Annotated in this window: 9 protein-coding genes and 1 riboswitch; of the genes, 5 read left to right on the top strand and 4 right to left on the bottom strand. The window is 60.5% G+C overall.

The annotated features are described in order from the left end of the window. Nucleotides 1–77: 77 nt before the first annotated feature. Nucleotides 78–248 (bottom strand): hypothetical protein, encoded by a 171-nt coding sequence (locus AAAX34_RS03865; protein ID WP_349110027.1) that lies wholly within the window; start codon nt 246–248, stop codon nt 78–80. Nucleotides 249–481: 233 nt separating this feature from the next. Next, nucleotides 482–1,708 (bottom strand): argininosuccinate synthase, encoded by a 1,227-nt coding sequence (locus AAAX34_RS03860; RefSeq protein ID WP_035138001.1) that lies wholly within the window; start codon nt 1,706–1,708, stop codon nt 482–484. A gap of 554 nt (nt 1,709–2,262) precedes the next feature. Between AAAX34_RS03860 and AAAX34_RS03855 the strand changes: the two genes are divergently transcribed. Further along, nucleotides 2,263–3,090 (top strand): HAD family hydrolase, encoded by an 828-nt coding sequence (locus tag AAAX34_RS03855; protein WP_349110026.1) that lies wholly within the window; start codon nt 2,263–2,265, stop codon nt 3,088–3,090. Between the two features lie 276 nt (nt 3,091–3,366). Here the strand turns inward: AAAX34_RS03855 and polA are convergent, their stop codons facing one another. Next, nucleotides 3,367–6,117 (bottom strand): DNA polymerase I, encoded by a 2,751-nt coding sequence (gene polA / locus AAAX34_RS03850; protein WP_349110024.1) that lies wholly within the window; start codon nt 6,115–6,117, stop codon nt 3,367–3,369. A gap of 166 nt (nt 6,118–6,283) precedes the next feature. Here polA and AAAX34_RS03845 point away from each other — a divergent pair, with 166 nt between their 5' ends. Both AAAX34_RS03845 and AAAX34_RS03840 read left to right on the top strand, forming a co-directional pair. Continuing rightward, the gene (locus tag AAAX34_RS03845; protein WP_349110022.1) at nt 6,284–7,681 is read left to right on the top strand and encodes an aminopeptidase; all 1,398 of its coding nucleotides are present in this window, start codon (nt 6,284–6,286) and stop codon (nt 7,679–7,681) included. Between the two features lie 127 nt (nt 7,682–7,808). Continuing rightward, complete coding sequence (locus AAAX34_RS03840; RefSeq protein WP_349110020.1) at nt 7,809–8,618, top strand: YaaA family protein; 810 nt, start codon at nt 7,809–7,811, stop codon at nt 8,616–8,618. A gap of 23 nt (nt 8,619–8,641) precedes the next feature. Here AAAX34_RS03840 and AAAX34_RS03835 read toward each other — a convergent pair whose 3' ends face one another. Next, on the bottom strand, nt 8,642–9,157 hold the full coding sequence (locus AAAX34_RS03835) for a hypothetical protein (RefSeq protein WP_349110018.1): 516 nt from the start codon (nt 9,155–9,157) through the stop codon (nt 8,642–8,644). A 63-nt stretch (nt 9,158–9,220) separates the two neighbouring features. Beyond that, nucleotides 9,221–9,336: riboswitch (TPP riboswitch) on the top strand. On the opposite strand from AAAX34_RS03835, the gene thiC reads away from it, so the two are divergent. Beyond that, nucleotides 9,329–10,663: a phosphomethylpyrimidine synthase ThiC gene (gene thiC / locus AAAX34_RS03830; protein ID WP_006234165.1), complete on the top strand. Its 1,335-nt coding sequence runs from the start codon at nt 9,329–9,331 to the stop codon at nt 10,661–10,663. Its footprint overlaps the riboswitch before it by 8 nt. Nucleotides 10,664–10,845: 182 nt before the next feature. Next, nucleotides 10,846–11,676, top strand: a complete 831-nt coding sequence (thiD, locus tag AAAX34_RS03825) for a bifunctional hydroxymethylpyrimidine kinase/phosphomethylpyrimidine kinase (protein WP_349110016.1) — start codon at nt 10,846–10,848, stop codon at nt 11,674–11,676. Nucleotides 11,677–11,711: the final 35 nt, after the last annotated feature.

Raw genomic sequence — 11,711 nt, 5'->3', positions numbered from 1 at the left:
AGCAATGCGCCATATCGCTAAAGCGTTTTTTCAACCGCTAGTTTTACACATTCCCCACCGTGTGCGGAGCCATGTAGCTAATTTGCAAAGAAGTGACGCACCATGCACTTGGCGCCCAACGTCTCCCTCCGGATGTTGCCCTGCGAACCATCGATCCAGGCCTTCAGGCTCATGGGAACGTCTTCGACCTTTGCAGCATCGAACTCGGGCGCGAGGGAAAGTAAAGCATGCGCGATAGCATTGAACATAATGGATACTCCTCATATATATAGGCACAGAGCCGCCAAATTGATAGAAGGAGCCCCGCCGGACAACCCCGGCGGGGCTCGGACTCAGCCGCAGACGCGGCATCATATATGCGGGCGGAACGTAGGGGCCACCGATGTTAAGAAGTGTCAGCAAGCATAACGAAAGGTAGGGACCCCGTGCGCCCGTTATGTATCACGCGGATGGGCCGCGCGGATACCAAGGGAAGGAGGCGCTAGGCCTGGGCGGCAGCGGAGCTGGGACCCTGGACCTTTGCCCACGTCTTGAGCGACAGCGTATCGATCTCGATAAAGCCGGCGCTGGCCTTCTCGTCAAACGTGGTGTCGCGGTCGTAGGTAGCCAGACCGTAGTCGTAGAGGCTGAAGGGGCTCTTGCGGCCGACGACATGGCAGTTGCCCTTAAAGAACTTCAGACGGACAGTGCCGGTCACGAACTTCTGGGTATCGGCCATAAAGGCATCGAGCGCGTTTTTGAGCGGGCTGTACCACTGGCCGTTGTACACGGCGGTGGCCCAATCCTGCTCGAGCTTGATCTTGGTCTTGAGCAGGTCGCCCTCGACGCAGATGTCCTCGAGCGCCTTGTGGGCGGTGATGAGCGTCAGGGCTCCGGGAACCTCATAGCACTCGCGGCTCTTGAGGCCCACCAGACGATCCTCGACCAGGTCGAGACGGCCAAAGCCGTTATCGCCCGAAATCTTGTTAAGGGCGATGACAATCTCGGAGAGCTTCATCTTCTTGCCGTCGACGGCGACGGGCTTGCCGGCCTCAAACTCGATCTCGGTATAGGTCGGGGTGTCGGGCGTGTCCTCGGGGTTCTTGGTCATAACCCAGGCGTCGTCGAGCGGCTCGTTCCAGGGATCCTCCAGGTGGCCGCACTCAATGGCACGACCCCACAGGTTGTCGTCGATGGAGTAGGGGTTGTCGTTGGCACCCTCGGGAACCGGCACGTTGTGGGCGTGGGCATAGGCGACCTCGTCGGGACGGCACTTCAGGTCCCACTCGCGAACCGGGGCGATAACCTTGAGCTCGGGGTCGAGGGCCTTGACGGCGGCCTCAAAACGGACCTGGTCGTTACCCTTGCCGGTGCAGCCGTGGGCGACGTAGGTCGCGCCAAACTCGTGGGCGACCTCAACAAGCTTCTTGGCAAGCAGCGGGCGAGACAGGGCGGAGAGCAGCGGGTACTTGTTCTCGTACATGGAGTTTGCTGCGATGGCTTTGGTCAGGAACTCATCGGAGAACTCGTCGCGCAGGTCGAGCACCTGGCAATCGAGAACGCCCAGGTCGAGCGCCTTCTGCTTCTTGGCATCCAGTCCGGTCTCTTCCTGGCCCACGTTGCCGCAGACACAAACGACATCGAGATTCTTCTCGTCCTGGAGCCACTTGACACATACGGATGTATCAAGACCACCGGAATATGCGAGAACGACTTTTTCCTTGCTCATGGCTGTTTCCTTTCGCCCTTGGTAGCTAGTTAGAACATCGGTCAGTTGCAAGTCACCTTGAGGTCAAAACCCGTGCAATATCAGGTTATTCAGCAGAATGCATCACAGGCATGCCCTAGAAACATGCGGCTATGTCGTGCTTAAACCCAACGACCTCAAAATGACTCTGTTGAGGCATTGCGCCCCATGCGGACAGAGACGATTGTTATCGTCGTCGGGAAATTGCGCGCTGGCGTCGGATGGCATTGTCTGCAGTGGTGATGATCTTTACGAACTGCATCTGCCTCTCCTTTCACGTATCGCCGGGCGCAATTCAAATATCGCAAACGGTACCTTTTCCTCGGTAAACGGCTCTTTTGCCGTCTCCGTTTTCGATGTTCGCTATATTACGATAAAGTGCACGCTGCGCAAGCGACAAATTCAAATTTCTGAAAAGTTTTTTCATTAGTTTGTGAATTGCAGTGCAAATACGCACCATTCCTGCGAAAATACGCTCGACTACTAGTTGATGGTTATAACGTCTGAAACAATCTCGAAACGAAAGGCGCATTTTTATGCAAACTTACGAATCGGACGCCAACATCGGCAACATTAAGATTCTCGCCGTCGATATGGACAAGACGCTGCTGACCGACGATCGCGTGCTGCCCCAGGGTCTCGACGAGCGTCTTGACAAGCTCGCCGACGCAGGCATCGTATTCTGCCCCGCCAGCGGACGTCCCGCCCCCAAGCTCGAAGAGATGTTCGAGGGCATTAAGAACCGCCTCGCTTTTTGTCCCGATAACGGAGCGTGCGTGATCTATCGCGGCAGCTATATCTATAAGAGCAATATTGACGTGGAGCTGTATCAGCAGGTCTTGAGCCGTGCCTCGGAGGATCCTCGCGCTGTCCCCGTCCTGTGCTGCTTCGACGAGTTCTACGTGCTTGCCCGCGACCATCAATACCACGACGAGATCAGCGTCTACTACAACACAATCAACTACGTCGACAGCTTTGAGGGCATCGATTTCGAGTCCAACAAGATTTCGGTCTTCTTCCCAGGCTACGACGCCGAGCCCGCTTTCCGCGAGACCTATAGCCCCGAGTTCTCGGACAAGCTCTACGTCACCAACGCCGGGCGCGAGTGGATCGACTTTATGAACCTGGGCGTCGACAAGGGCGCCGGCGTCGCGCACCTGTGCGAGCACCTGGGCATCGATATTGCCGATGCTGCCGCCGTAGGCGACACCTACAACGACATCCCCATGCTCGAGCGCGTCGGTCACAGCTTTATCGTGGACAATGCCGAGGAGCACATGAACGCGCATGCTAAGTGGCGCATTCCGAGCAACAACGACGGGGGCGTACTGACGCTCATCGACGCCATCCTGGCGGCTCGTTAACGTTGCTCGTCGGACCTGGACGGGTGAGGCGGGTAAGTTTTTCGTTCGGTCAGGTCCTGGGCTCGCTCGGAAAGCACATTAAGTGCTTTCCGGCTCGTGCGGAATCTACGAAAAACTTACCCGCCTCGCCCGGCCAGGTCCTGCGGTGACTTGATTGCCGCCTGGATGGCGTCTTGGCACCTAGATACTTTGGCTGATTTTTTGGAATGAAGGGGGCTCCTTGTTGGCAAGGAGCCCCCTTCTGCTTTTGGTTACTTTGGGGTTGTTGGTACGCCTTTATTTAGCGTCGGCCCAGGTTATGCCGGTGCTGGCTTCGGCGATTAGGGGAACGCGGAGGTCCACTACGTGCTCCATGACGTCGCGGACCATGGTGGTTAGGCGCTCGACTTCGTCGATAGGGCACTCAAAGTCCAGTTCGTCGTGCACTTGCAGGATCATGTGGGCGGCAAAGCCTTCTTCTTCCAGGCGGCGGCTTACGCGGGCCATCGCAATCTTGATGATATCGGCGGCGGTGCCCTGCATGGGGTGGTTCATGGCCGTGCGCTCACCAAAGCCGCGAAGTTGCGGGTTTTTGGCCTTGAGCTCGGGAATATGGCGTCTGCGGCCATACATGGTCTCGGCGTAGCCCGTCTGCTTGGCGCGCGCCACCACGTTGTCGAGGAACGTGCGCACGCCCGGGTAGGCCTCGTAGTAGCGGTCGATCATGTCGCGCGCCTCGGCCATCGAGATATGCAGCGACTGCGACAGGCCGTAGGCCTGCTGGCCGTACACGATGCCAAAGTTCACGGCCTTGGCGCGACTGCGCAGGTCGGGTGTCACCTCGGACACCGGCACGCCAAATACGCGCGCGGCCGTCTCGGCATGGAAGTCCTCGCCTTCGTTGAAGGCGCGCACCAAGTGCTCGTCACCCGAGAGATGCGCCAGCAGACGCAGCTCGATCTGCGAGTAGTCCACCGCCAAAAAGACGCTTCCCTCGCCCGCCGAAAACGCCGTCTTGACGGTACGACCCAGCTCCGAGCGCGTCGGGATGTTCTGCAGGTTCGGGTCGCTCGAGGACAGACGCCCCGTTGCCGTGATGGTCTGGTTGTACGTAGTGTGTACGCGACCGTCACCACGGCGTAGCGGGCCCAGGGTGTCCAGATAGGTGGACTTGATCTTAGACTTCTCACGCCAGTCCAAGATCAGACGCACGATTTCGTGGTCACGCGCAAGGTCGCTCAGCACCTTGGCGTTGGTCGAATAATAGCCGCGCTTAGTCTTCTTGAGGCCCTTGGTCGGAAGCCCCATCACATCAAAGAGCACATGCGACAGCTGCATGGGACTGCCAATATTAAAGGTCTCGTCACCCGCCAGGTCGCGAATACTGCGCTCAACCTCGGTAATCTGGGTCGCCAGGCCCTCGGACAGGCTGCGCAGCCGATCGGGATCCACGAGCATGCCCGCGCGCTCCATCTTGGCAAGCACCGGCACAAGCGGCATCTCGATACCGTCGAACACGTTGGCGGCGTTCTCACGGGCCATGCGATCGCGCAGCGGTGCGACCAGCGCCAGCGTCAAGGCCGCCGTGCGAGCGGCGGGCGCCGGAGCGTCCTCACCGGCATCCTCTGCACCGCGCGCCGCAGGCAGCGCCATCCGCAGATACGTATCGGCAAGATATGCCTCATCGAACTCGGAGCGGTCGGAGTCCAACAGGTAGGCGGCAACCACGGTATCGAAGATGCGTGTGGAATCAGCGGACAGCGGATCCATGAGCTCGGGCTCAGAAGAATCGATGGGCGAAAGCTCGTGCAACAGCACCTTCATATCCGGGCTCGCCACGCGACCCTCCATAAACAGACGCGCGAGCACGCCAGCAATCACGCCGTGGACGAAGTTGAAGCCCTCAACCTCAGCCGCCGCGCAGCTGTCGCCCTCCTCGAGCGCGAAGAGGCCCTTGGACGTCGCCAACCACAGCGTGCGCGTCAGTCCAAAGAGCGCGCCCTCTTCCTTATCATCGTCCACCACGGCGGCGACCCACTCGCCCGCCTCGATCGCACGCGAAACCTCGGACGCCACGTCAGCAAGCGCCTCGGCATCGCCGGCAGCGGTGCGCTCAATCGTGGGCATCTCAAACGTTCTAGCAGCGGCAGCAGCGCCACCCTCGCCGCCGATCAGCGCCAAGAAACGGTTCTGCATGGCGGTGATGCCAAGCGTACCCAGCGCCGCGGAAACCTCATCGGCAGAAAACGTCGGGAAGGACGTCGCCTCAAAGTCGAGCTCGACGGGCGCATCGGTGCGAATTGTCGCCACCTTACGGCTCAGCAGCGCGTCGTCGATGTGTGCGCGCAGGTTCTCGCCCATCTTGCCCTTGACCTCGTCAGCATGCGCGATGACCTCGTCCAGGCTACCGTACTGCGCAATGAGCGCGCTCGCCTTTTTGGGGCCGATGCCCGGCACGCCGGGGATGTTATCGGACGTGTCGCCCTTCAGACCATAAAAGTCGGGCACGAGCGCCGGCGTGATGCCGTGATACAGATCGTCCACGCTCTCGGGCGTCATAATCGCCACGTCGGACAGGCCCTTGCGGGTCGAGACCACGTTGACGTGCTCGGTCACGAGTTGATACATGTCGCGGTCGCCGGTCACCAGTAGCATGTCGCAGCCGGCCTCTTCACCCAGGCGCGCCATGGTTCCCAGGATATCGTCGCCTTCCCAGCCCTCGGACTGCAGAATCGGCACGTTGAGCGCGGTGAGCAGCTCCTTAATCATAGGGAACTGCGCATGCAGATCGGGGTCCATGGGCGGGCGTTGCGCCTTATACTGCGGCAGCATCTCCATGCGCACGCGCGGTTTGCCCTTGTCAAACGCCACAACAACGCCGTCGGGGTTAAAGGCGTCGATCATCTTAAGAAACATGTTCAGAAAGCCAAAAATCGCGTTGGTGGGGCGACCGTCCGGCGCGTTCATGGTCGGCGGCACGGCGTGGAAGGCGCGATGCATGAGCGAGTTGCCGTCGATAACGGCAAAGGTGCGGCGCTTGTCAGACATATTGAATACCTCGCTTTGGGCTGGGCACGGTTTGCTCACTCCAGTTTACACGCTCCCCGCCCCGCGGCCACCTCACATCAAGCTCCCCCGCCACCGTGAGCCCGCGCGTGATACGATGGCTCACGGTACATCAACCAGCACGATCGATCCGAAAGGAGCCTGCGTCATGGAGCGTCCCTGCGCATGGAAAAAGTACACGCCACAGCAAATCGAGGAGCTCGAGGAGCTTTGCCGCGGCTATAAGCAGTTTTTGAGCGAGAACAAGACCGAGCGCCTGTGCGTCAAGACCGGCATCAAGATGGCCGAGGAGGCGGGATACGTCGACCTGGAGACCGTGATCGCCGAAGGCCGCGAGCTCAAGGCAGGCGACAAGGTGTACGCCGCCAATCACGGCAAGGACCTCATGCTCGTCAACCTGGGCACCGCCCCGCTCGAGCAGGGCTTTAACATCCTGGGCGCCCACGTGGACTCGCCGCGCCTAGACCTTAAGCAGAACCCCGCCTTCGAGGCCGGCGACATGGCCTACCTCGACACGCACTACTATGGCGGCGTCAAGAGCTACCACTGGGTCGCTTCCCCGCTCGCACTCGTAGGCGTCATCTGCAAAAAGGACGGCACCACCGTCGACATCAACATCGGCGACAAGGCAGATGACCCAGTCTTCACCATCTCCGACCTGCTGATCCACCTCTCGAGCGAGCAGATGGCCAAGCCCGCCAAGGACGCCGTCGACGCCGAGATCCTCGACGTGATCGTGGGCGGCCGTCCCGTCAAGTTTGACGAGAACGACAAGGACGCCCCCAAGGAGCCCGTCAAGCAGATGTTCCTGGACATCCTTAAGGAGCAGTATGACGTCGAGGAGGAGGACTTCCTCTCCGCCGAGATCGAGGTCGTGCCCGCCGGTCCCGCCCGCGACATGGGCCTCGACCGCTCCATGATTTTGGGCTATGGCCACGACGACCGCGTCTGCGCTTACCCCTCCATGCTCGCCCAGATCAATGTGGCCAATGTCGAGCGCACGAGCATCACGCTCATCGTCGACAAGGAGGAGATCGGTTCCGTGGGTGCCACCGGCATGACGAGTCGCTTCTTCGAGAACACCGTCGCCGAGATCATGACGCTCGCCGGCGAGAATAGCCCGCTGGCCCTGCGCCGCGCGCTCGCCCGCAGCCGCATGCTCTCCTCCGACGTGTCCGCCGGCTTTGACCCGGGCTATGCCGGCAAGTTCGAGACCAAGAACGCCGCCTTTATGGGTCGCGGTCTGTGCTTTAACAAGTACACGGGCAGCCGCGGCAAGGGCGGCTCCAACGACGCCGATGCCGAGTACGTGGCCCTCGTCCGCGACATCATGGACGAGGCCGGCGTGGACTTCCAGACCTGTGAGCTCGGTCGCGTCAACGCGGGCGGCGGCGGCACCATCGCCTACATCATGGCCAAGTACGGCATGAACGTCATCGACTCCGGTGTTGCCGTCCTGTCCATGCATGCCCTGTGGGAGGTCGCCAACAAGGCCGATATCTACGAGGCCTATCGCGGCTACAAGGCCTTCATCGAGCGCGCCTAAATCAACCCTCGTAAAACGAGTCCAACCAGCCCTTTATAACTTGCGGTGAAATAGTTCCCAGACATGCCTTTTAACAGGCAAAACAGGAATTATTCCACCGCAACTTCTTTTTTGCAGAGGAGAGTCCATGCTGCAGGTCATCATTTCGCCCGCCAAGCAAATGCGCGCGGCCCAAGATGCTTTTGAAGTCCTGGGCATTCCACCCTTTGTGCGCGAGACAGCTCGCCTCCACCGCGCACTGCTAGATATCGAGCGGAATGAAGGCAGCGGCGGCCTGCAGGCGCTATGGAACGTGAGCGACAGGCTGCTTACAACGTGCCTGGATACGCTTCACGAATTTATGCCTGTCCTGAGCGATGCCGGCCTCGCCGATCCCGATATCGCGCGTCGAATCTCCCCTGCCGTCATGTCCTATCACGGCATTCAATACCAAAGCATGGCGCCCGAGGTCATGGATGCTGCACAGCTCGACTGGCTGCAAAACCATCTCTGGATCCTCTCGGGCCTTTACGGATGCGTACGCCCCTTTCATGCCGTTGAACCGTATCGGCTGGAGATGGGCGCGAAGCTTGCCGTCAACAATGCCCGAGACCTCTACGCGTTTTGGGGCGACAAGCTCGCACGGGCTATCGCTCCGGCAGGCTCCAACGCTACGATTGTCAACCTCGCCAGCGCGGAATACGCCAAAGCCGTTCTGACCCGCCTCACCACCGATGCCACGGTCGTCACATGCCTCTTTGGCGAAGGCGTCCGCAACGGCAGGCCCATCCAGCGCTCGACCGCCAGCAAAAAAGCGCGCGGCTCCATGGTGCGCTGGATGGCAGAAAACAAGCTCGAGGATGTAAGCGAACTTACCGCATTCAACATCGGCTATCGGCACATCCCCGAGCTTTCAGACAAAAACACCCTGGTTTTCATGAACGCGCAGGTACAATAGGCCCGCCGTTTCCAAACACCCCGTTACTCCGCCAAGCCATCGGCCTTTGCAATCTCGCTCGTCGAGCCATCTTGGTAGGTAACCTTGACATGCTCCACCTCGGATACCCTGACGCCCGACGGGGGCTCCAGGCGCCATTCCGTCAGCGCGATATCCATCGTCGTGGGCACGTCGCCCTGATTCTTGAGCTTAACCGTGAGTGTTTTGAGCGCCGCATCGAAGGTCACGCGCTCGATCTCTTCACCAGGAATGGATCCGCCACTCAGCTGCAACTGCACAAACTCGTTGCGCGGATACCAATAGTCGCCCGGCGCGGCAACGGTATTGCCGCCCGCGACCTTCACTGTCATGATCGGCAGGGCATCGTCGGCCTCAAACTCCCAGGCAGCGCCGCCGCGACCACCAAACGTCCAGATACAAAAGGCAATCACCAGCACGGCAAGCACCGCAAAACCAATCGCGACAAGGCCATGGTGCGCGCGGCTTTCCTCGGCCGATACATCCCATTGCGTCTCACGATATAGATGCTTGTCTTCCATGTTCGCCTCCCCACAGGCACGCTCGTTGGCCCAATCGTACCCATTCAGGCTATACTTGAGCCCATTACATAAACGGGGAGCTTGCAGGACAGGACGGCAGGCTGAGATTGGGCGCGCCCGCCCTGACCCGCAAACCTGATATGGGTAATGCCAACGAAGGGAGCCGTGCCAATGAGCACACAGACCGAGCCCAAGCTCGTCACGCAAATCGACTTCGCCCGCGCCGGGCAGATCACACCGCAGATGAAGGAGGTCGCCGAGCGCGAGCATCGCGACCCCGAGTACATCCGCGAGCGCGTGGCCGACGGCCGCATCGCCATTCCCGCCAACATCGTGCATATCAAAAAGGGTATGCGCGCCTTTGGCGTCGGCGAGGGCCTGTCCACCAAGGTCAACGTGAACCTGGGCATCTCGGGCGACAAGGCCGATGCCGCCGAGGAATGGAAGAAGGTCAAGATCGCCGAGGACTTTGGCGCCGACGCCATCATGGACCTCTCCAACTCGGGCAAGACACGTCAGTTCCGCCAGCAGCTCATCGACGAGACGCCGCTCATGGTAGGCACCGTCCCCATGTACGACGCCATCGGCTACATGGAAAAGCCGCTGGTCAAGCTCACCAAGGACGACCTGTTCGAAGTCGTGCGCGCGCATGCCGAGGACGGCGTGGACTTTATGACCATCCACTGCGGCATAAACAAGTCGGTCACCAAGACCTTTAAGGAGACCGGCCGCCTGATGAACATCGTGAGCCGTGGCGGCTCACTGCTGTTTGGCTGGATGGAGGTCACCGGTAACGAGAACCCATTCTATGAGTTCTACGACGAGTTGCTCGAGATTTGCCACGAGTACGACGTGACGATTTCGCTCGGCGACTCCTGCCGCCCGGGCTGCCTCTACGACTCCAACGACGCCACCGAGACCGCTGAGATGATCGAGCTGGGCAAGCTGTGCAAGCGCGCTTGGGCCGCCGGCGTCCAGGTCATGGTCGAGGGCCCGGGTCACATGGCGCTCGACGAGATCGCCGCCAACATGAAACTGCAGAAGCGCCTGTGCCACAATGCTCCGTTCTATGTGCTCGGGCCGCTGGTGACCGATATCGGCGTGGGTTACGACCACATCACCGCCGCCATCGGCGGCGCCATCTCCGCCAGTTCCGGTGCCGACTTCCTGTGCTACGTGACACCGGCAGAGCACCTATGCCTGCCCAACGCCCAGGATGTGCTCGACGGCCTCATGGCCACCAAGATCGCCGCACACGCCGCCGACATCGCCAAAAAGGTGCCCCACGCCCGCGACATGGACGACAAGATGGGCCAGGCACGCCGCAAGCTTGACTGGGACGCCATGTGGGAGTGCGCGCTCGACCCGGTTACGGGCAAGAAGCGCTACGAGGAGTCCCCCGCCGCCACCGAGGGCACTTGCACCATGTGTGGCAAGATGTGCGCCGTCCGCACCGTCAACAAGATCTTCGAGGGCACCACGATCGACCTCGGCATGGAGGACTAGCCCTGTCGCCGCGGCCGCTTCTGGCGGCGAGCTGGTGCCTGTCAATTGTTGACGTGTGAACATTTGCTTGCATTTGCGTAAAGATTGCATCGCCCGCCCGGGTTCGACATAGAGTCGGCCCGGGCATCATTATAATGCTGGCTTATAGACCCATTTGATTCCGACCGAACAAGGGAGCGAACATGGATCGCAGTAAGGTACCTGCCGTTCTATCCATCGCAGGATCCGATTCCAGCGGTGGCGCCGGCATTCAGGCCGACATCAAGACCATCACGGCGCACCGCCTGTATGCCGAGACGGCCATCACCGCCATCACCGCACAGAACACCTTGGGCGTCACCGCCGTACAGGATATCTCGCCAGATATCGTAGCCGCGCAAATTGACGCCGTTTTTGACGATATCCGCCCGAACGCCGTCAAGATCGGCATGGTTTCTTCTGTCGAGATTATCGAAGTCATCGCCGACCGCTTGAGCGCCTGGAACGTAACAAACGTGGTCGTCGACCCCGTCATGGTAGCCACCTCGGGCGCACGGCTGATTGCCGAAGATGCCGCCGAGGCGCTCACCCGCCGCCTGTTCCCGCTAGCGACGGTTATCACGCCCAATATTCCCGAGGCCATGGCCCTGCTCGACTACGAGGTCGACTCCGAGCGCACGCAGCAAAATGCTGCCATGCTCCTCACCCGCCGCTTTGGTTGCGCGTCTCTCGTTAAGGGCGGGCATTTTGTCAACGAGGCCAACGATGTGCTAGCAGAGCCCGCGCCGCTCGATGACGAGGGCAACCACCTGGGCGATCCGCTCACCACGTGGTTCCGCCACAAGCGCATCGAGACCGGCAACACGCATGGCACCGGTTGCACGCTCTCGTCCGCCATCGCCTGCGCGCTGGCCCAGGGCATGGATCTTGCCGACGCCGTCAACGCCGGCAAGGCCTACCTAACCGGCGCTCTCGCCGCCGGCTTTGACATGGGCAAAGGCTCCGGCCCCGTTAACCATATGTGGCAGTATTAAGATTCGCAGTCCAAAACCACCGCAAAGGCGCCCGT

Origin of the sequence: Collinsella sp. CLA-ER-H4, assembly GCF_040092395.1 — a bacterium.
Taxonomy (GTDB): Bacteria; Actinomycetota; Coriobacteriia; order Coriobacteriales; family Coriobacteriaceae; genus Collinsella.
The sequence above is the reverse complement of the archived record's forward strand: the minus strand, read 5'-3'. Positions and strand labels throughout refer to the sequence as shown.

Coding starts and splice junctions, on each gene's coding strand:
- AAAX34_RS03860 (WP_035138001.1), bottom strand. CDS start 1,708: ATGAGCAAGGAAAAAGTCGTTCTCGCATATTCCGGTGGTCTTGATACA.
- thiD (WP_349110016.1), top strand. CDS start 10,846: ATGGATCGCAGTAAGGTACCTGCCGTTCTATCCATCGCAGGATCCGAT.
- AAAX34_RS03855 (WP_349110026.1), top strand. CDS start 2,263: ATGCAAACTTACGAATCGGACGCCAACATCGGCAACATTAAGATTCTC.
- AAAX34_RS03865 (WP_349110027.1), bottom strand. CDS start 248: ATGTTCAATGCTATCGCGCATGCTTTACTTTCCCTCGCGCCCGAGTTC.
- AAAX34_RS03835 (WP_349110018.1), bottom strand. CDS start 9,157: ATGGAAGACAAGCATCTATATCGTGAGACGCAATGGGATGTATCGGCC.
- thiC (WP_006234165.1), top strand. CDS start 9,329: ATGAGCACACAGACCGAGCCCAAGCTCGTCACGCAAATCGACTTCGCC.
- AAAX34_RS03845 (WP_349110022.1), top strand. CDS start 6,284: ATGGAGCGTCCCTGCGCATGGAAAAAGTACACGCCACAGCAAATCGAG.
- polA (WP_349110024.1), bottom strand. CDS start 6,117: ATGTCTGACAAGCGCCGCACCTTTGCCGTTATCGACGGCAACTCGCTC.
- AAAX34_RS03840 (WP_349110020.1), top strand. CDS start 7,809: ATGCTGCAGGTCATCATTTCGCCCGCCAAGCAAATGCGCGCGGCCCAA.